This window comes from Klenkia sp. PcliD-1-E (assembly GCF_024124375.1).
Classification (GTDB): Bacteria; Actinomycetota; Actinomycetes; order Mycobacteriales; family Geodermatophilaceae; genus Klenkia.
Genome location: NZ_JAMXRZ010000001.1, coordinates 1 through 18,274, shown reverse-complemented (window position 1 = coordinate 18,274; position 18,274 = coordinate 1). Strand labels below are relative to the sequence as shown.

The window sequence follows — 18,274 nt, the reverse complement described above, 5'->3', positions numbered from 1 at the left end:
CCCGGCCCCCCGTGCGGGGACCGGGCCGGAGCCGGTGGATCAGTCGCCGAGGCCGACGCGGTCGACCTTGCGGTGGAACCGCATGCCGGCCAGACCCCCGAGGATCGACCCGACCAGGGCGACGCCGGCGACGACCAGCGCCACGACGATCGCGGTGGTGCTCAGGTCACCCTCGTTGATCGGCAGGCGGGGGAAGACGTTCAGCTGGCCCAGCACGTCGTACTGGTTGCCGGCCACCGCGGCGAGGACGGCGACGACGACGGCCACGACGACCGCCCAGACCCACACCGCGATGCCCTGGCGGGCGCCGTGGAAGCGGGCCATCCGGCCGGCCACGTACCCACCGGAGTAGTAGGAGAGGAACAGGATGACCAGCAGGGCGACGCCACCCGCCCAGCCGACGGCCTGCGGGTTGTTCGTGGCGTCCTGGGCGGCCTGGGACAGCGAGGTGTCGGTGGCCAGGCCGACGGCGGCACCGGCGGCGGCGACCAGCGCGGTCAGCAGCACGGCCATGCCGGTGGCGGTCAGCCAGCCGAAGAAGGCGGACCCGATCTTCACACCGCCCGCGCGATCCTTCTCGGCGGCGAGCACGTCGCGGCGCGAGGGGGTGGCGGGGGCGGCGGCGACCGGGGTGGCGGCGACGGTGGTGTCGTCCGCCGCGTGGGCACCGGGGGTGGTGGCGGGGCGCGGGTTCGGGTCGATGGACACGGTCACTCCTGGGGTGGGCTCCCGCATCGAGGGCGGGGGACGGGGGACGGGGGGCGGTGGGGCGAGGTGCCGGGGCCGGGCGCTCGTGCACCCGGCCCCGCAGGCGGCCTACTTGAAGATGTCCTTCACGTTCTCGCCGGCCTGCTTGGTGTTGGCGGACGCCTGGTCGCTCTTGCCCTCGGCCTGCAGCTTCTCGTTGTCGGTGGCCTTCCCGATGGCCTCCTTCGCGTCGCCGACCAGCTCCTCGGCCTTGTTCTTGATCTTGTCGAGACCGCTCATGGCGTTGCTCCCGTGGGTCGGGCACCAGGGTGGTGCCGGTTGCGGCGGGGCGGTCGCCTCGCCGGGCCCGGGCGGACGGACAGGCCCGCAACCGGATCGTCCGCAACGCTTCCTACGTCGTAAGTGCCTTGCGGACAACGGTTCATTACGCCGTAAGCGCGTACGCCAAACATGTGCGGGACGGATCACTCTCCCGGGTGCTCGACGTGCGCGGAGCCGGTGTGCGGTGCCAACCTCGACGGGACGACGGCGGAAGGTGGACCAGTGACGACCCCCGGGGACGACCAGCCGGGCACGGACGCGGGTGCGATCCAGGAGGGCGGGCTCGAACCGCCCGACCACCCGGACGACCCCGACCTGCCCGAGAACCGGGGTCGCCCCGCGGCCGAGGACGTCACCGGTCCGCCGTCGCTGGGCACCCGCGTCCCACTGGACCGCGAGCGGATCATCTCCGCCGCCATCGACTACATCGACGCCCACGGGCTGCCGCTGCTGACCATGCGCCGGCTCGGGGCCGCCCTCGGTGTCGAGGCGATGAGCCTGTACCGCTACGTGCCCGGGCGCGACGACCTGCTCGACGGCGTGGTGGACACGGTGGTCGACGAGCTCTTCCGCGACGAGGAGGTGCTCTTCGAGCCGAGGTTCGGCTGGCAGGACTACCTGCAGCGGCTGGCGCACGGGGTCCGGCGCATCGCGCTGGCCCACCCGGCGCTGTTCCCGCTGGTGGCCACCCGCCCGCCGGCCGCCCCGTGGGTGCGCCCGCCGCTGCGCAGCCTGAAGTGGGTGGAGTCCCTTCTGCGGGCCCTGCACGAGCACGGGTTCAGCAGCGTGCAGGCGGTGGTGGCCTACCGCGCCTACACCAGCTTCCTGCTCGGGCACCTGCTGCTCGAGGTCGCCCAGCGCGGGGTGTCGGTGCACCCCGAGGACGACCCCGACGGCAAGCCGACGGCGACGAAGCTGGACCTGGTGGAGTACCCGCTGATCTCCGAGCTACAGCCATTGCTGTCCCTCGACGAGACGCTCACCGAGTTCGAGGAGTCGCTGGAGAGCCTGCTGGACCGGCTGCAGACGATGCTGGAGACCGGCGCGCACCACCTCCCGCCGCCCACCGAGGACGACGGCACGGACCCCCCCCTGAACACCGGCATCTGACCGGCTCAGACCAGGGCGGCGCGAGCCGCGCCGCGGACGGCGCCGGCGAGGGCGTCCAGGCCGGGCGAGCGCAGCTTCCACTGCTGCCACCACAGCACGACGTCGACGGCGCCGTCCGGGTCCACCTCCACCAGGCCGTCGTCCGGTCCGGTCTGCAGGTCGGGCACCATCCCCCAGCCCAGGCCCAGCCGGACCGCGAGCAGGTGGTCCGCGCTGGCCGGCACGAAGTGCACCGGCGGGGCGGGCCGGTCGTGGGTGCGACGGCGCAGGTAGGCCGCCTGCAGGTCGTCGGTCCGGTCGAAGACCACCACCGGGGCCCGACGCAGCTCGGCGGGGGTCGCACCCTCGGCGAACCAGCTGCGGGCGAAGCCGGCGGTGGCCATCGGCCGGTAGGTCATCGCCCCCAGCCGGGTGACCGAGCACCCGGGGACCGCGACGGGGTCGGCGGTGACCGCGGCCATCACCGTGCCGTCGCGCAGCAGTGCGCTGGTGAGGCTCTGGTCGGCCACCCGCACGTCGAGCTGCACCCGGTCGGCCAGCGGCGCGACCGCCGGCAGGAACCAGGTGGCCAGGGAGTCCGCGTTGACCGCGACCGGCACCGCCGTCGGCCCGGGTGCCGCATCGCCGGTCAGCTGCGCGGTGGTGTCGTCGACGAGCAGCTGCACCTGCCGGGCCAGCCGCAGCACCGCGGCACCGGCCTCGGTGGGGACGACGGGCCGGCTGCGGACCAGCAGGACCTGGCCCGTGGCCGACTCGAGGGCCCGCAACCGCTGGCTGACCGCGGACGGCGTGACGTGCAGCAGCCGGGCGGCGCCGTCGAGCGTGCCCGCCTCGACGGCGGCGGCGAGCGCCTGCAGCTGGGCCAGGTCCATCGACAGCGCAGCTTACGGTGCAGCAGAACCGCGCATGGTGCTGTCGTCGGGCGGCGCCTAGCGTCCGACCGGTGGGAACCGCTGTGCTCGCCGGGCTGGGCCTGGGGCTGTCGCTGATCGTCGCCATCGGCGCGCAGAACGCCTTCGTGCTCCGCCAGGGTCTGCGCCGGGAGCACGTGGCCGCCGTCGTGGCCGTCTGCACGGCCTCCGACGTGGTGCTGATCCTGGCCGGGGTGGCCGGCACCGGGGCGGTGCTGACCCGGGTGCCGTGGCTGGTCGACGTCGTCCGGGTGGCCGGCGCCCTGTTCCTGGGCGGGTACGCCGTGCTGGCTGCCCGACGGGCGCTGCGGCCCGCGGTGCTGGCCACCGACGCCGGGGGCTCCCGGGCGGCGCTGGGCGCGGTGGTGGGCACCGCGCTGGCGCTGACCTGGCTCAACCCGCACGTCTACCTGGACACCGTGCTGCTGCTGGGCACCGTCGCGGGGACGCACGGCGAGGACCGGTGGTGGTTCGCCGCCGGCGCGTGCGCCGCCAGCCTGCTGTGGTTCACCGGCCTGGGCTCCGGCGCCCGGGCGCTGCGGCCGGTGTTCGCCCGGCCCACGGCCTGGCGGGTGCTCGACGGGGTCATCGCCGCCGTCATGGCCACCCTCGCCGTCTCCCTCCTGCTCGGCGTGGATCAGCTCAGCTGATCACCGTGCAACCTCCGCCACCGGCGTCGGCGGCTGAGGATGCACGTCGGTCGTCCCACCTGATCCACGCCGGGCCTCCAGGACGCGGCGGCCGACGGTGAGCACCAGGACGACGCCGAGCACCGACGCGGCGTGCTGGACGTCGGCGATGCCCCGGTCCAGCACCAGCCCCCCGACCATGCACACCGCCAGCGCCGCCCCGGCCCAGCGCCGCCACCGGCCGGCCGGCATGGTGACCACCAGCGCCGCGATCAGCGCCCAGCTGCCGGCCGACGTCCCGCCGTCCACCTCGTGCAGCAGCAGGCGCGCCGGGTCGAACCCCAGGGCCGCGGCCACCCGGGTGCCCAGCAGCACCGGCACCGAGCCGAGCAGGTCGCCGGCGAAGAACCCGACCGCGGTCCAGCGGCTGCCCAGCCGCTTCTCCGCGACGGGGACGACCAGCATGAGCAGGATGTTCACCCAGGCCAGGCCCGGGCTGGCCTGCACCACCGGCGAGGTGAGCAGCCGCCACACCTGCCCGTGCAGCAGCAGGTCCCAGGACGACCCGGCGGCCAGGATCAGCTGCCGGTGCACCTGCGGGTCGTAGGCGCTGGACAGCATCAGCCACAGCTGGACGGCGACGAACGCCGTCGTCACCGGGAACTCCCGCACCACGCCGGCCGACCGCACCAGCGGGTTGCGCCGGTCGGGCAGCTCGCCCATGCGGGCCACCGCGAGGGCCACCCGGGGCAGCGCGCTCTCCGACGTCGTCACCAGGTAGCGGGGCTCCCAGCGCGGGGCCCACTTGTCCTTGAACGACCGCAGCCCGGCGTAGTCCAGCAGCGCCCCGCCGTGCTCGTAGAGCAGCCGCATGACCCGGGCGGGCACGCCCGGCTGGTCGTCCAGGCCGGTGAAGGGCGCCAGGCCGAGGTTCATGCCGGTGCCGCCGTCGGCGCGGAACCGCTCGGCCATCGCGACGAACAGCTGGTCCATGACGCCGTTGACCGAGCCGGGCCGGCGGCGCATGAGGTCGAAGCTGCGCTCGCGGCCGCGGTAGGGCGGCAGCGTGTTGGCGAAGGCCTGCACCCGGTCCTCGGCGTCGACCACCGCGAGCACCGGGGTGGCGCGCAGCTGGTCGGCGTCGAACTGGCCCAGGGTGAAGGTGCGCTCCCGGTGCTCACCGTCGGCCGACCAGGCGTCCGAGACCTCCTGCAGCCGGGCCAGGTCGGCGTCGGTGAGCGGGTGCTGCAGCTCGACCACCCGGTACCCGGCCCGCTCGCAGCGGCGGACCGCCGAGCGGATGGACTTCCCGGGCCGGCCGGCGGGGGGCACCTCGGCGTCCAGCGGGACGACGGCCTCCTCGCCGATCTTGTAGGCCCGCAGGCCCAGGGGCGCCAGGTCGTCCAGCTCGTCGCCGGTGACCTGGTGGAACCCCGCCGTCCAGCCGTTGCGCCGGCACAGCTCGAGGAACTCCTGCGCCGCCGCCCGCCGGCTCCCGGGCGCACCGATCGGGCCGCCGAGGGCGACCGCCGTCCGGCCGCGCAGGCCGTAGCCGACGAAGGCCTGCCCGTCCGGGGCGATCAGCCACCGCTTGTCCGGCAGCAGCTGGAAGTGCGCCAGCGACGTGGTGGCGTGCTCGGCGAGCAGCCGCGCCACCACGGCCCGGTCGGCCTCCCGCTGCCGCCCGCCCGAGACCGCGGCGACCAGCAGCGCCGCGCCGACCAGGACGACGGCCAGCGTCGCGCCGCGGGTCGCCGACACCAGCCACTGCGCGTGCCGGGTGAGCGGCTGGTCGTCCACCGGCAGCATGAGCAGCAGCCGGCCGGCCGACCCCAGCGAGCCGGCGAACGTCGTCCCGCCGCGGAACTGGCCGTCCAGCTCGTAGAGCCCGAGGGTCGCGACGGCGCCGACCAGGACCGAGCCGCCGGCCAGCACCGCGATGCCGCGGCGGACCAGCATCGGGTCCCCGCGGGCCACGAAGGACCGCCCACCCAGCGCGACACCGGTCGTCAGCAGCGCCAGCAGCACCGACACCGGCGCGTGCCGGTGCACCACCAGCGAGCCCGCGGTGGCGGCGACCAGCGCGGCCACCGCGGCCAGCCAGGCGGCCCGCCGGCCCCGCAGCAGCGCCCGGACGACGAGCAGGAGCACCAGACCGGCGCCGAGCAGCAGGTAGCGGCCGCCGTCGATGGCCGCGACCGCGCTGTCGAGGGGCCGCAGGCCCGGCACCGGCCGGTGGTGCGGCTGCGGCAGCACCGCGGCGACCGACGACAGGGCCGCCACCCCCACCAGGAGCGCGACCAGCGCGCTGCCCCGCCGGACCCACCGCCCGACCGCCACCACGTTCATGCCGGCTCCCCTCCCCGCAGGCCGACCCACGCCAGGCCACCGACGGCGAGGGGGACCCAGAACTCCGCGACCCGGAAGAGCAGGGTGGCCGCGGCGGCGACGCCCAGCGGCACCCCTCCGACCGTCAGCGCCGCCCCGGCGCCGAGCTCGGCCGCGCCGATCCCGCCGGGCAGCGGGCCCAGGATGGCCGCCACCGACGCCAGCACGTAGGCCGACAGCGCCAGCCCGAGGTCGTGCGGCCCGCCGACGACGGCCAGCGCGGCCCAGAGCATCAGCACGCCCGCCACGTCCACGCAGGCCGCGGCCAGCAGCGGCGGCACGGCCCGCGCGGGGCGCCGGGTGAGCACCTCGGCGGTCTCCACCAGCTCGCGGGTGCGCGCGGGGTCGGGGTCCCGGGCGGGGCGGCGGGTGACCGCGGCCCGCACCCGGGCCGCCCGGACTGCGAGCGCGTGCAGGGCGGCCGGGCGGCGGACGGCGAGCACCGTGAGGGCGACGCGGGCGACCGTGAGCAGGGTGAACACCCCGCCGGCCAGCCAGTCCAGCCCGGTCAGCTCCCCGCGGGCGCCCAGCACGCCGAACCCGGCCAGCAGGACCAGCAGGAAGCCCGGGTCGGTGACCGTGGCGGCCAGCAGGTAGGCGGTGGCCACGTCGGTGCGCGGCAGCCCGCGGCGGCGTCCGGCCCGGGCCATCGCGGCCAGGCCCGCGAGCCCCGCGGAGGTGACGACGGAGTTCAGCGCCACGGCCGAGACCGCGCCGCCGGCGACCGCCGGGAGGTCGCCGGCCCGCACCCGGGTCACCCCGGCCAGGGCGGTGGCGTGCAGCGCCGTCCAGGCGACCCACCACCCCAGCAGCGCGGCGGCGAGCACCAGCAGCCAGCGGGGGTCGGCCAGGTGCACCCCGCGGACGACGTCCTCCAGGTCTCGCCGCTGGGTCCAGGCCACGCCGACCACCACGGCCGTGACGACGCCCGCGACGGCCAGCCGCCGGCCCGTCGTCGTCCCCGCTGCGCTCACGTCCGGCGACGGTAGGTCTCCCGGGGGCCTGCGGACCCGGCTCCCAGCAGACCCACAGCCGCTGCTGCCGAACTGGCAGCGTCCTCCCAGCCCGGGGCCGGTAGAACAGGCTGCATGAGCAGCAGGAGGCAGTTCCTGGGCCGCGCAGGGCTCGGGATCGGGGGGCTGGTCGTCGGCGCGGCGGCCGGCGGGACCATCGGCACGGTGGTCGCCACCAGCGACGACGAGGTCCGGGCGGACGAACGGCAGCGGGCGCAGGCCCGGTTCATGGAGGCCGGCGGGGCCGCCGACGAGGGCGAGAGCGTCGCCCGGCTGGGCACCCACCGGGTGGTCTGGAACACCACGGTGACGTCCCCGATCGCCTGCATCAGCTTCGACGACGGGCCGACCCCGGAGTTCACCCCGCGCATCCTGGACGCGCTGGCCGCCGCCGGGGTCACTGCCACGTTCAACGTGATGGGCTACAACGCGGTGCAGCACCCCGACCTGCTGCGCGAGGTGCTCGCGGCCGGTCACGAGATCGGCAACCACACCTGGACGCACAAGGACCTCACCACGCTCACCGCCGCGCAGACCCGCGACGAGCTGGTGCGCTGCCGCGACGAGGTCGCCGCGCTGGTCGACCAGCCGTTCACCAGCTTCCGCCCCCCGCGCGGGGAGATCACCGGCTACGCGCTGCGGGTGGCCGCGGAGCTGGGCTACGACACCTACATCTGGTCGGTGACCCGCGGGCCCGGCGACAAGAAGGAGGTGCGGGACATCCAGGACTACATGGGCCGGACGGTGGTCGCCGGGGACGTGCTGGGCCTGCACGACGGGATCGGCCAGGGCACCTTCGACCCCACCGCGTCCTTCGCGCAGGCGCTGTCGGAGCGGCGCGAGCTCGAGGTGCAGGCGCTGCCCTCGGCCCTGCAGCAGATCGCCGACCGGGGGATCACCCTGATGAGCGCGAACCGGCTGCTGGCGATGAGCGAGCCCGAGCCGATCGGCGGCCAGCCCGCGACGACGCCGGTGAACTGACCGCGGCGCAGCGGGCCGCCAGCTCGCCGAACGCATGTGCCAGCTCGGCCGGCTCCGCCTCGTCGACCCGGGCGTCCAGCCGCAGCAGCGACGCGGCGAGGCCGGTCCAGGACCATGCCCCGGCCGACACCCGGCAGCGGTCGTCGTCCAGGGGTTCCACGGCCGCGTCGCCCAGGTAGGGGGTGACCGACGAAGCGGGCGCGGCGAGCACCACCCGCCCCTGGCACGGCCAGCCCGCGTCCGGGTCGCGGGAGCCCCGGAACAGGGCGGCGACGAAGGCTCCGGGGTCACCGCCGGGCACCTCGCGGGGGGTGAACCGGGCGCCGAGCGGGGTGCGCGGGGTGATCCGGTCCAGCCGGAAGGTGCGCCAGTCGTTGCGGTCGAGGTCCCAGGCCAGCAGGTACCAGCGGCCGTCCCGGGCCAGGACGGCGTGCGGTTGCGTGCGCCGCACGGCGTCACCCAGGTCGAACCGGAGCTCCTGCCGGGCCCGCACCGCGCCGGTGACCGCGACCAGCACGTCCTGGTCGACCTCCGCCACCGGCCGGCCCGGGACGGCGGCGACCTGCACGGCGTCCACCCGGTGCCGCAGCCGGGACGGCATCACCTGGCGCAGCACGGCCAGTGCGCGGTGGGCGGCGTCGTCGGGGGACAGCTGCAGCGCGAGCGCGACCGCGACGGCCTGCTCGTCGTCCAGCAGCAGCGGGGGCAGCTCGGCCCCGGCGGCGAGGCGGTAGCCGCCGTCCGGCCCCATCGCGGCCCGGACCGGGTAGCCCAGGTCGCGGAGCCGGTCGACGTCCCGGCGCACCGTGCGGGGGCTGACCTCCAGCCGCTCGGCCAGCAGGGAGCCCGGCCAGTCGCGGCGGGACTGCAGCAGCGACAGCAGGGCCAGCAGCCGGCCGGGGGTTCCGCTCACACGACCAGGATGACGCACGTGTAGGACGGGAACTGGCCGCGACCCCCGTCAGGCTGGGTTCATGACCATCACGACGACCACCCACCTCAACTTCCGCGGCCAGGCCCGGGCGGCGCTGGACCACTACGCCGACGTCTTCGGCGGCCAGGTCCGGGCCTTCACGTTCGCCCAGGGCGGCACCGACCAGGACCGGGCCGACGGCGCGGTCGACGACCAGATCATTTGGGGCGGGGTGACCGCGCCCAACGGGTTCTCGGTCATGGCCTTCGACGTCCCGCCCGGCCGCGGGTACGACCAGGGCACCGACGCCCTGTTCGTCTCCGTGCGCGGCGACGACGCCGAGGAAATCACCCGCTTCTTCCGCGGTCTGGCCGAGGGCGGGACGGTGCGCGCCGACCTGGGCCCGGCCGGGTTCTCCACGCTGTACGGCATGGTGACCGACCGGTTCGGCGTCACCTGGGTGCTGGACGTGATCACCCCGTCCACCTGGTGAGCGGTGCCCGGCGGGGGATCAGACCCGGACGACGATCCCCCGCCGGGCCAGCACCTGGCACACCGCCCACACCACGACGACGGAGAACGCCGCGTACAGGTAGGCCGACGCCGTCGCGCTGGTCAGGTCGGTCAGCCAGCGGTCCACGGCGGGCTGCACGTCGTACCGGAGCACCGCCCGGAAGACCAGCTCAGAGGTCACGAACGCCACGATGGCGTTGAGCCCCAGCACCTCGGCCGGCCGGAACGGGCGGCGCACCCCGCGCACGTCGACCAGCCAGAGGGCCGCGGCCAGCACCACCAGCCCGATCCCGCCGGTGACCAGCACGAACGACGGCGTCCAGAGCCGCTTGTTGACCGGCAGCAGCGGGGCCAGCGCCAGACCGAGCACCAGCAGGACGGCGGCCCCGGCCAGCATCCGCGGCAGCGCGGCACGCACCCCGCGCTCGACGAGCACCCGGCCGGCGAGGACCCCGACGAACACGGTCACCGCGCTGGGCAGGTAGGAGTGCGGGGCCTCGGCCGAGAAGTCCAGGCCCAGGGTCTGGTCGAACCAGTGCGCCCAGGACAGGTCGGGGTCGACCGCCGTCCGGCCGCTGCCGGGTACCGGCACCCAGACCGCGACCGCGGTGAGGACGGCGAGCACCGCCGCGGCCGCGGGCACCTGCGCTCGACGGGGCAGCCGCAGCAGCAGCCAGCACAGCAGGTACGCCCCGGCGATGTGGCCGAGCACCCCGGCGCCGACCGCCCCGAAGCCGTACTTGGCGGTGACCACCAACCAGCCGAGCAGCGCCAGCTTGAGCACCCTGGTGAGGACGGCGCGCGGCCGGTCGGCGCGCCGGGAGAACGGCATCGACACCCCGACCACCAGCAGGAACACCGGGAACACGACGTCGGCCACGCGCAGGCCGTGCCAGGGGGCGTGCACCAGCTGCTCGCCGATCTCCGCGTTGCCGCGGTTGTCGACGAACAGCATGCCGACGACGGCGAGGCCACGGGCGACGTCCACCCCGTGCAGCCGGGTGCTCTCCACCGGCCCATCGTGTCCGCGCACAGGCGTCCTGCACCGCCCCGGCAGCGACCTCGGAGCAGCTTCACAGCCCGTTCCCGGGTTCGGGGTCGACGTTGGTCCGTGCAACCGATCTCAGGGAGGACGTCATGCAGTCGACCACCACGATGCTGCGCGAAGAGGCCCGCGTCGTCCCGTTGGGCACCGCCCCCGACCAGCTCGCCAGCACCCTGGACGCGCTCGCCGGCTACGAGCAGGTGGCGCTGACCAGCGTCGCCACGCTCATGGGTGATCCGAGGGTGGCCCAGCTGCGCACCTGCATCGCCGCCACCCAGGACGCCGCCGACCTCGCCGCGGTGTGCCGGCGGGTGCTGGCCCGCAACACCCCCGCCGCCAGCCCGGTGTGGCGCTCGGTGCTCGGCACGACCGTGCACGCGCTGGACCGTGCCGCCCACCTGGGCGCGCAGAACCTGGAGTGGCGCACCTGCCGGCTGCAGGCCGAGGCCGCCGCGGAGACCGCGCACCGCTGCCGCCAGCTCCGCGCCCAGCTCACCTGACACCACCCCCGCCCCCTCGCCGGCCCGGGGGTGGGGTCAGGTCAGGGGGGAGCGCGGGAGCATCCGGTCGCTGATGATCCGCTTCTGGATCTCGCTGGTGCCTTCGAAGATGGTGGTCAGCCGGGCGTCGCGCCAGTGCCGCTCGACCTGTCGCTCCGTGGTGTAGCCGTTGCCGCCGTGCAGCTGCATGGCCTGGTTGGTCACCCGCACCGCCATCTCGGTGGCCTGCAGCTTGACCATCGCGGCCTCGCGCTCGCACGGGACGCCGACGTCGAGCAGGTGCGCGACCTGCCGGTAGAACGCCCGCGACTCCTCCACCTGCGCGGCCATCTCGGCCAGGGCGAACCGCAGCGCCTGGAAGTCGCCGATCGGGTGGCCGAACTGCTCGCGCTCCTGCAGGTAGGTGGTGGAGTCCTCGACGGCGGCGCGGGCCAGGCCGACGGCGCGGGCGGCGGTGTGCACCCGGGCGGTGTTCAGGAAGGCCTGCGCCTCGGCGAACCCGGCCTTCGAGCCCCCGTCGCCGTCGCCGTCCCCGGGCCCGACGATGAGGTCGTCGGCCGGGATGCGGACGCCGTCGAAGGTGAGGTCCCAGGTCAGGAAGCCGTGGTAGCCGACCTTGTCGATCGGGTAGCCGGACAGCCCCTCGGGGAACGAGCCGCGCTCCTTGGCCAGCAGCACGTTGCGCAGCCCCCGGGAGCGGGACTCACCCGGTTCCGGGTCGGCGACGCGCACCAGCACCTGGATGAAGTCCGCGGCCTTCGCGTTGCCGCACCAGCGCTTGCGCCCGGTGATCACCCACTCGTCGCCCTCGCGGACGGCGCGGGTCTGCACGTTGGCCAGGTCCGAGCCGGCGTCGGGTTCGCTCAGCGCCACCGCCCCGATCCACGAGCCCGCGGCCGACCTCCGCAGCAGCTCGTCGCGGCGCCCGGCGTCGGCGACGGAGGTGCCCATGCCCTGCGAACGGGCCAGGATCGAGGCCACGCTCATCCAGGCGCGGGCGAGCTCCTCGCTGACCATGCAGTACTCGAAGACGCCGAGACCCAGGCCGCCGTGCTCCCGGTCGACCGTGATGCCGAAGTACCCGAGCTCGCCGAGCCGCTCGAGCAGGTACTGCGGGATCTCGCCCTTCTGCGGGTCGAGCTCGTCGGCGACCGGCAGCACCTCGTCCATCGCGAACGCCCGGGCCTGCAGCTGCAGCGCCTCGCGCTCGGGGGTGTGCCACGGCGGCAGCAGGTCCGGCCGGCGCGGCTCCATCTCGACGGTGCCGGTGGTGGTCTCCTCGGTCGCGGTCACTGCGGTCTCCTGCACGTCGTCGGGCGGGGTCGGGACCAAGTTACCGGCGGGTAACCACCCCGGCACCCGCTCCGCCGAGGATCACAACCCGCTGGGCGCCGTCCGTCGACCCGGTGTCGGGGACAGCGGGCCCCGCACGCCCACCAGGGCACCGGGTTCCCCGACATCGGGGCCCAGGGTGGAGCTGTCCCCCCGACCCCGGCTCACCCGGCGACGGGCCTGCGTCAGCGGGGGCCGCGCTGCTGCGCGAGCCGGACGTAGTGCGCGACCACGTCGGCGTCGTCGACGGCACCCAGGTTCAGCGCCTTCTCCGGCGGCACACCCTGGAAGAGCCGCTTGAGCGGGACCTCCAGCCGCTTGCCGGTGCGGGTGTGCGGGACGCCGGGGACGACGACCACCTCGTCGGGCACGTGCCGTGGGCTCGCCTCGCGCCGCACCGCCTCCCGGATCTCGGCGACCAGGGCGTCGGTGAGCTCGAACCCCGGCGCCAGCTGCACGAACAGCGGCATCCAGTAGCCGCCGTCGCGCTGCTCCACGCCGAGGACGACGCAGTCGGCGATGGCCGGGATGCTCTCCACCGCCGCGTACAGGTCGGCGGTCCCCATACGGACGCCGCCGCGGTTGAGCGTGGAGTCCGAGCGGCCGGTGATGATGCAGCTGCCGGTGGGGGTGATCTCCAGCCAGTCGCCGTGCCGCCACACGCCGGGCCAGGGCTCGAAGTAGGCCTCCCGGTACCGCGAACCGTCCTCGTCGCCCCAGAACCGCAGCGGCATCGTCGGCATCGGCTCGGTGACCACGAGCTCGCCGAGCTCGCCGACCACCGGGTGCCCGTCCTCGTCCCAGGACGCCGCGGCCACCCCGAGCATCGGCCGCTGCAGCTCCCCGGCGACCACCGGCAGCAGCACCGAGGACCCGATGAACCCGGTGGCGACGTCGGTGCCGCCGGACAGCGAGCCGAGGAACACGTCGGCCTTCACCGTGTCGTAGACCCACTCGAACGTCGAGGCGGGCAGCGGCGACCCGGTCGACCCGATGCCCCGCAGCGCGGACAGGTCGTGCGCGGACCCCGGCCGCAGCCCGGCCTTCTCGCAGGCGGTGAGGTAGCCGGCGCTGGTGCCCAGGTAGGTGGTGCGGCAGGCCGCGGCGACGGCGAACTGCGCGTCCAGGGACGGGAACCCCGGGGCGCCGTCGTGCACCACCAGCGTCGCACCGGTGAGCAGCGAGCAGGACGCGATGTTCCACATGATCCAGGCGGTGGAGGCGTACCAGGAGAACCGGTCACCGGGCCCGACGTCCAGGTGCAGGCCGCCCTGCTTGAGCTGCTCCAGGGCCACCCCGCCGTGCCCGTGCACGATCCCCTTGGGCAGCCCGGTGGTGCCCGAGGAGTAGACGATCCACAGCGGGTGGTCGAAGGGCAGCTCCTCGAACGCCGGCTCGCAGACGTCGGCCACCGCGTCCGCCCAGGCGAGGGCGCCCTCGGGCAGCTCGTCGCGCAGCCGGGGCAGGGCGATCGTCGTCCGCACGGTCGGCAGCGAACCGCGCAGCTGGGCGACGACGTCGCGCCGGTCGTGCTCGCGGCCGCCGAACCGGTAGCCGTCGACGGCGACCAGCACGACGGGTTCGATCTGGGCGAACCGGTCCAGGACGGCGCGGGGGCCGAAGTCGGGCGCGCAGGCCGACCAGACCGCGCCGATCGAGGCGCAGCCCAGGAACGCGACGACGGCCTCGGGCACGTTGGGCAGGTAGCCGGCGACCCGGTCACCGCGCTGCACGCCGAGCCGGCGCAGGGTGGCGGCGAACGCGCCGACCTGGCCGCGCAGGTCGGCCCAGGACAGCTCCTCGGGGGTCGACAGCCCGTCAGCGGTCTCCCGCACCGAGACGATCGCCGGCCGCTCGTCGGCGGCGTGCCGCAGCGCCAGCCGGGCGAGGTTCGTCGTCCGGCGGGGGAACCACTGCGCACCGGGCATGGCCCGGGAGCCGAGCACCTCGGTGTCCTCGACCGGGGTCCCGAACACGTCGAACCAGGTGGCGACGTCGGCCCAGAACTGGTCCAGGTGCTGCACCGACCACGACCAGACCGCGTCGTAGTCGGTGCCGAGGGACAGCCCCCGGCGGTCGTCGACCCAGGCGGCGAAGCGGCCCAGCTGGGAGGCGGCGGCGGACTCGGGTGTCGGGGACCACAGCGTCACGCCCCGCACCCTGCCAGGTCGCGGCGGTTCAGGAGGCCCTCGGCCGGGAAGGGGCGGGCCGTGGAGCGTTCCTTCGTCGTGCTCGGTGGTTCCGGTGACCTGACCGGGCGGCTGCTGCTGCCCAGCCTGGCCGAGCTGTACGGGCGGGGGGTGCTGGACGAGGAGGTCGAGGTCCTCGCGGTCAGCCAGCAGGACTGGGACGACGAGCGCTACCGCGAGTGGGCGAGGGAGCGGCTGACCGCGCACGCCGCCGGCCTCGACGCCGACGCCCGGGAGCGGGTGGTCGCGCAGCTGGGCCACGAGCACGGCGACGTCACCAGCGCCGACGACCTGCGCCGGGCACTGCAGCGCGTGCGCGGGGTCCCCGTGGTCTACCTGGCGCTGCCCAACACCGTCTTCCTGCCCACCCTGACCGCCCTGCGCGAGGTGGGGCTGCCCGACGGCGCGCGGGTGGTGGTCGAGAAGCCCTTCGGCACCGGCATCGAGGACGCCCGCCGGCTCAACGAGGTGCTGCACGACCTGGTGCCCGAGCACGCGGTGTTCCGCATCGACCACTTCCTGGCCAAGCAGACCGTGCTCAACGTGCTCGGCCTGCGGTTCGCCAACCGGATCTTCGAGCCGGTCTGGAACGCCCAGCACGTGGCGTCGGTGGACGTCGTCTTCGACGAGGACCTGGGCCTGGAGGGCCGCGCCGGGTACTACGACAAGGCCGGCGCGCTGCGCGACATGCTGCAGAACCACCTGCTGCAGCTGCTCGCCGTCGTCGCGATGGAGCCGCCGCAGGCGCTGGACGCGGCCACCCTGCAGGCCCGCAAGGCCGACGTGCTGCGCGCGGTGCGGCCCGACCCGGCGCGGAGCGTCCGCGGGCGGTACACCGCCGGCCGGATCGGCGACCGCGACCTGCCGGCCTACGTCGACGAGGACGGCGTCGACCCGGCGCGGATGACCGAGACGTACGCCGAGTTCACCGTGACCGTCGAGAACTGGCGCTGGAGCGGGGTCCCCTTCCGGTTGCGCACCGGCAAGGGGCTGGGCACCCGGCGCAAGGAGATCGTCGTCCGGTTCGAGCCGGTGCCGCACCTGGCCTTCGCCGACGAGCAGCCCGAGCCCGACGTGCTGCGGCTGCAGCTGTCCCCCGACGGCATCGCGCTGGAGATCAACCTCAACGGTGCCGGGGACCCCTTCGACCTGGAGCGGGAGGTGCTGCGCGCGGCCTCGCCGGAGCAGGACCTGCCCGCCTACGGCCTGCTGCTGCGCGAGATGCTGGCCGGCGACCCGACGCTGAGCATCTCCGACGTCGAGGCCGAGCAGGGCTGGCGGATCGTGCAGCCGGTGCTGGACGCCTGGGCCGCCGACGACGTCCCGATGGTCGACTACCCCGCCGGGTCGGACGGCCCGGCGTGAGCGGACCGTTCGTGCCCGGCGAGCGCAACGTCCTCGGCGGGCCGCTCGAGCAGTGCGGCACCGACCCGGTCACCGGGTTCTACCGCGACGGCTGGTGCTGCACCGGGCCCGAGGACATCGGCAGCCACACCGTGTGCACGGTGGTGTCGGCGGAGTTCCTGGCGCTGCAGGCCGGGCTCGGCAACGACCTGACCACGCCCCGGCCGGAGTTCGGCTTCCCCGGGCTCGTGCCGGGCGACCGGTGGTGCGTGGTCGCCGTCCGCTGGCGGCAGGCCTACGAGGCCGGGGTGCCGGCCGGGGTGGTGCTGGCCGCGACCAACGTCGCCGCCCTGGAGGTCGTGCCGCTGGAGATGCTGGTGGCGCAGGCGGTCGACGTCCCCGACGACGTGTCCGGGCTGGAATCGCCGCCGCCCCCCGCGGGTTCGCCCTGACCATGACCGACCTGAACGACGTCCCCGTCACCACGCTGCAGGGCGAGCCGACCACCCTCGGCGAGCTCACCGGACGCCGTCCGGCGCTGGTGGTGAACGTGGCCAGCCGGTGCGGGTTGACCCCGCAGTACACCCAGCTCGAGCAGCTGCAGCAGGAGTACGGCGACCGCGGGTTCACCGTCGTCGGCGTGCCGTGCAACCAGTTCGCCGGCCAGGAGCCCGGGACGGCCGAGGAGATCCAGGAGTTCTGCTCGGCGACCTACGGGGTCACCTTCCCGATGACGGCGAAGGTCGAGGTCAACGGCGACGGCGCCGACCCGCTGTTCCGCGCGTTGACCGCGGTCCCCGACGCCGCCGGCGAGGCCGGGGACGTGCAGTGGAACTTCGAGAAGTGGCTCGTCTCCGCCGACGGCGAGGTGGTGGCCCGGTTCCGACCGCGCACCGAGCCCACCGCCCCCGAGGTGCGGACGGCGATCGAGGGGCTGCTGACGGCCTAGGTCCTCCCGGATCGGACGATTGCGCGCGATCGATCCGGGGCATGGGCGCGGTGACCGGCTCCAGACCAGGGGCCCGCGAACACGGAGGCTGCTCCCATGATCCCCGCTGGCAACATCCGCGACTGGCGCGGCGAGAACGTCGTCGACCCCGACGGCCACAAGATCGGCACCCTGGAGTCGATCTACGTCGACGTCGTGTCCGACGAGCCGTCCTTCATCGGGGTCGAGGTCGGCGGGCTGATCGGCGGGAAGTCCATCGTGTTCGTCCCGCTGAAGGACTCCACCGTCGGTCCGCGCGAGGTCCGGGTGGCCTTCCCCCGCGACCTGGCCAAGGCCGCGCCGAGCATCGACACCGACGGCGAGCTCACCGCCGCCGACGAGCCGAACGTGTTCGCGCACTACCAGCTGCCCTACTCCACCGGCGCCAACGGCGAGCGCCAGCTGGCCCGCAGGTGAGTTGACGGAACGGCCCCCTCGCAGGGCCCCGGCCCGAGCTTGCTCGGGTCGGGGGGCGAGGGGGCCCTTCTGCCGTCGGCCCTGCAGGGCTGACGGGTCCATCCACACCGCGTCCCAGACGTTGCCGCTGGGGTCGGTGAAGCTGGTGCCGTACATGGAGCCGTGGTCGTGCGGTGCGTTGAACTGCCGGCCGCCGTGCGCCACCGCCTTGGCCAGCAGGTCGTCGCACTCCGCCCGGCTGTCCGCCGACAGGGCGGTCATCACCGACACCGCCCGCGCCGGATCACCGACCTCGGTTCCCTCGGGCAGGAAGCCGGCGAACTTCTCCCGGTTGAGCACCATCGCGGTGATGGTGTCCGACACGACGAAGGACGCCGTCCACTCGTCGGAGAACTGCTCGTTCAGCTGCCAGCCCAACCCGGCGTAGAACGCCTTCGCGGCGTCGACGTCGGACACGGGCAGGTTCACGAAGACCATGCGCACGGGGTGCTCCTCGGGTCGTGGGGCGGCCGTCGCGGCCCCGTCACCCCGTCTGGCAGTCGCTCCGCCCGGAACTCATCGGCCCGCGCCCACGCGCGAGCGCACCGCGGCTGCGCGCCCATCCTGGGCACCGGTGCGGGAGACCCACGTAGGCGCGCACTCCCGCGCCGACCGCGCCCCCACGGGGCCAGCCGGTAGGCATGGACCGCACGCGCCCGCACCCCCCACGGCAGCTGCGCGCCGGCGCCGGCCGCGACGGGTCAGATGTCGGGATCGGTCGACGTCCCGCCGTCGGTGGTGCCGTCCTGCCCGGGCGGGGTGCCGAGCTGGCCCCCGTCGGGCGGGGTGCCCAGCTGGCCGCCGTCCGGCGGGGTGCCGAACTGGCCACCGCCGGGGACCTGCTGGTCGGTGGTGGCCGAGGTGCTCCCCGGTGCCGTCGCCCGCCCGATGGCGAACCCACCGCCGCCGAGGGCGACGGCGCCGACGGCGACC

Annotated in this window: 19 protein-coding genes and 1 pseudogene; 9 read left to right on the top strand and 11 right to left on the bottom strand. The window is 75.1% G+C overall.

Features of this window, described 5'->3' with window-relative positions; all coding sequences use genetic code 11:
• Window positions 1–39 precede the first annotated feature (39 nt).
• Together NH342_RS00100 and NH342_RS00095 are read right to left on the bottom strand one after the other, a co-directional pair.
• On the bottom strand, window positions 40–708 hold the full coding sequence (locus NH342_RS00100; RefSeq protein ID WP_253010002.1) for a hypothetical protein: 669 nt from the start codon (window positions 706–708) through the stop codon (window positions 40–42).
• Window positions 709–816: 108 nt separating this feature from the next.
• Window positions 817–987 carry a CsbD family protein gene (locus NH342_RS00095; protein ID WP_253010000.1) on the bottom strand — a complete coding sequence of 57 codons (171 nt, stop codon included), beginning with the start codon at window positions 985–987 and terminating at the stop codon, window positions 817–819.
• A gap of 264 nt (window positions 988–1,251) precedes the next feature.
• Here NH342_RS00095 and NH342_RS00090 point away from each other — a divergent pair, with 264 nt between their 5' ends.
• Window positions 1,252–2,139: a TetR/AcrR family transcriptional regulator gene (locus NH342_RS00090; RefSeq protein ID WP_253009998.1), complete on the top strand. Its 888-nt coding sequence runs from the start codon at window positions 1,252–1,254 to the stop codon at window positions 2,137–2,139.
• A gap of 5 nt (window positions 2,140–2,144) precedes the next feature.
• Here NH342_RS00090 and NH342_RS00085 read toward each other — a convergent pair whose 3' ends face one another.
• Window positions 2,145–3,011: a LysR family transcriptional regulator ArgP gene (locus tag NH342_RS00085; protein WP_253009996.1), complete on the bottom strand. Its 867-nt coding sequence runs from the start codon at window positions 3,009–3,011 to the stop codon at window positions 2,145–2,147.
• 71 nt (window positions 3,012–3,082) lie between these two features.
• Here NH342_RS00085 and NH342_RS00080 point away from each other — a divergent pair, with 71 nt between their 5' ends.
• Complete coding sequence (locus tag NH342_RS00080; protein WP_253009994.1) at window positions 3,083–3,700, top strand: LysE family transporter; 618 nt, start codon at window positions 3,083–3,085, stop codon at window positions 3,698–3,700.
• Here NH342_RS00080 and NH342_RS00075 read toward each other — a convergent pair whose 3' ends face one another.
• Both NH342_RS00075 and NH342_RS00070 read right to left on the bottom strand, forming a co-directional pair.
• Window positions 3,701–6,028 carry a phosphatidylglycerol lysyltransferase domain-containing protein gene (locus NH342_RS00075; protein WP_253009992.1) on the bottom strand — a complete coding sequence of 776 codons (2,328 nt, stop codon included), beginning with the start codon at window positions 6,026–6,028 and terminating at the stop codon, window positions 3,701–3,703.
• Window positions 6,025–7,041 (bottom strand): lysylphosphatidylglycerol synthase domain-containing protein, encoded by a 1,017-nt coding sequence (locus NH342_RS00070; RefSeq protein ID WP_253009990.1) that lies wholly within the window; start codon window positions 7,039–7,041, stop codon window positions 6,025–6,027. Before NH342_RS00070 ends, NH342_RS00075 begins: the two co-directional genes overlap by 4 nt.
• 114 nt (window positions 7,042–7,155) lie before the next feature.
• Between NH342_RS00070 and NH342_RS00065 the strand changes: the two genes are divergently transcribed.
• Window positions 7,156–8,061 (top strand): polysaccharide deacetylase family protein, encoded by a 906-nt coding sequence (locus tag NH342_RS00065; protein WP_253009988.1) that lies wholly within the window; start codon window positions 7,156–7,158, stop codon window positions 8,059–8,061.
• Here NH342_RS00065 and NH342_RS00060 read toward each other — a convergent pair.
• Window positions 7,976–8,974, bottom strand: coding sequence for a YafY family protein (locus NH342_RS00060; protein ID WP_253009986.1), 999 nt, complete (start codon window positions 8,972–8,974; stop codon window positions 7,976–7,978). The two genes, NH342_RS00065 and NH342_RS00060, sit on opposite strands and share 86 nt — an antisense overlap.
• A 61-nt stretch (window positions 8,975–9,035) precedes the next feature.
• On the opposite strand from NH342_RS00060, the gene NH342_RS00055 reads away from it, so the two are divergent.
• Window positions 9,036–9,467 carry a VOC family protein gene (locus NH342_RS00055; RefSeq protein WP_253009983.1) on the top strand — a complete coding sequence of 144 codons (432 nt, stop codon included), beginning with the start codon at window positions 9,036–9,038 and terminating at the stop codon, window positions 9,465–9,467.
• Window positions 9,468–9,485: 18 nt separating this feature from the next.
• Here NH342_RS00055 and NH342_RS00050 read toward each other — a convergent pair whose 3' ends face one another.
• Complete coding sequence (locus NH342_RS00050) at window positions 9,486–10,499, bottom strand: heparan-alpha-glucosaminide N-acetyltransferase domain-containing protein (RefSeq protein WP_253009981.1); 1,014 nt, start codon at window positions 10,497–10,499, stop codon at window positions 9,486–9,488.
• A gap of 125 nt (window positions 10,500–10,624) precedes the next feature.
• On the opposite strand from NH342_RS00050, the gene NH342_RS00045 reads away from it, so the two are divergent.
• On the top strand, window positions 10,625–11,032 hold the full coding sequence (locus NH342_RS00045) for a hypothetical protein (RefSeq protein WP_253009979.1): 408 nt from the start codon (window positions 10,625–10,627) through the stop codon (window positions 11,030–11,032).
• 36 nt (window positions 11,033–11,068) lie between these two features.
• On the opposite strand, the gene NH342_RS00040 is transcribed toward NH342_RS00045, so the two are convergent.
• Window positions 11,069–12,325 (bottom strand): acyl-CoA dehydrogenase family protein, encoded by a 1,257-nt coding sequence (locus NH342_RS00040; RefSeq protein ID WP_253009977.1) that lies wholly within the window; start codon window positions 12,323–12,325, stop codon window positions 11,069–11,071.
• 224 nt (window positions 12,326–12,549) lie between these two features.
• Entirely contained in the window at window positions 12,550–14,514 is a 1,965-nt protein-coding gene (locus NH342_RS00035; RefSeq protein WP_253009975.1) for an acetoacetate--CoA ligase, read from the bottom strand.
• A 60-nt stretch (window positions 14,515–14,574) separates the two neighbouring features.
• Between NH342_RS00035 and NH342_RS00030 the strand changes: the two genes are divergently transcribed.
• The 4 genes from NH342_RS00030 to NH342_RS00015 all read left to right on the top strand — a co-directional run bounded on the left by NH342_RS00030 (window position 14,575) and on the right by NH342_RS00015 (window position 17,302).
• Window positions 14,575–15,918, top strand: a complete 1,344-nt coding sequence (locus tag NH342_RS00030) for a glucose-6-phosphate dehydrogenase (RefSeq protein ID WP_253009973.1) — start codon at window positions 14,575–14,577, stop codon at window positions 15,916–15,918.
• Window positions 15,915–16,349 (top strand): DUF2237 family protein, encoded by a 435-nt coding sequence (locus NH342_RS00025; protein WP_253009971.1) that lies wholly within the window; start codon window positions 15,915–15,917, stop codon window positions 16,347–16,349. Before NH342_RS00030 ends, NH342_RS00025 begins: the two co-directional genes overlap by 4 nt.
• 2 nt (window positions 16,350–16,351) lie before the next feature.
• The gene (locus NH342_RS00020) at window positions 16,352–16,846 is read left to right on the top strand and encodes a glutathione peroxidase (RefSeq protein ID WP_253009969.1); all 495 of its coding nucleotides are present in this window, start codon (window positions 16,352–16,354) and stop codon (window positions 16,844–16,846) included.
• 96 nt (window positions 16,847–16,942) lie between these two features.
• Entirely contained in the window at window positions 16,943–17,302 is a 360-nt protein-coding gene (locus NH342_RS00015; RefSeq protein ID WP_253009967.1) for a PRC-barrel domain-containing protein, read from the top strand.
• Window positions 17,303–17,476: 174 nt separating this feature from the next.
• On the opposite strand, the pseudogene NH342_RS00010 reads toward NH342_RS00015, so the two are convergent.
• Together NH342_RS00010 and NH342_RS00005 are read right to left on the bottom strand one after the other, a co-directional pair.
• Window positions 17,477–17,779 (bottom strand): annotated as a pseudogene (locus tag NH342_RS00010) (VOC family protein); the annotation flags it as partial.
• A gap of 263 nt (window positions 17,780–18,042) precedes the next feature.
• The coding region (locus NH342_RS00005) for a hypothetical protein (protein WP_253009965.1) at window positions 18,043–18,274 on the bottom strand (232 nt) is incomplete at its 5' end.

Excerpts from the sequence above, each read along its gene's own strand:
- NH342_RS00055 (WP_253009983.1), top strand. The coding sequence starts at position 9,036 with ATGACCATCACGACGACCACCCACCTCAACTTCCGCGGCCAGGCCCGG.
- NH342_RS00065 (WP_253009988.1), top strand. The coding sequence starts at position 7,156 with ATGAGCAGCAGGAGGCAGTTCCTGGGCCGCGCAGGGCTCGGGATCGGG.
- NH342_RS00075 (WP_253009992.1), bottom strand. The coding sequence starts at position 6,028 with ATGAACGTGGTGGCGGTCGGGCGGTGGGTCCGGCGGGGCAGCGCGCTG.
- NH342_RS00085 (WP_253009996.1), bottom strand. The coding sequence starts at position 3,011 with ATGGACCTGGCCCAGCTGCAGGCGCTCGCCGCCGCCGTCGAGGCGGGC.
- NH342_RS00020 (WP_253009969.1), top strand. The coding sequence starts at position 16,352 with ATGACCGACCTGAACGACGTCCCCGTCACCACGCTGCAGGGCGAGCCG.
- NH342_RS00015 (WP_253009967.1), top strand. The coding sequence starts at position 16,943 with ATGATCCCCGCTGGCAACATCCGCGACTGGCGCGGCGAGAACGTCGTC.
- NH342_RS00045 (WP_253009979.1), top strand. The coding sequence starts at position 10,625 with ATGCAGTCGACCACCACGATGCTGCGCGAAGAGGCCCGCGTCGTCCCG.
- NH342_RS00095 (WP_253010000.1), bottom strand. The coding sequence starts at position 987 with ATGAGCGGTCTCGACAAGATCAAGAACAAGGCCGAGGAGCTGGTCGGC.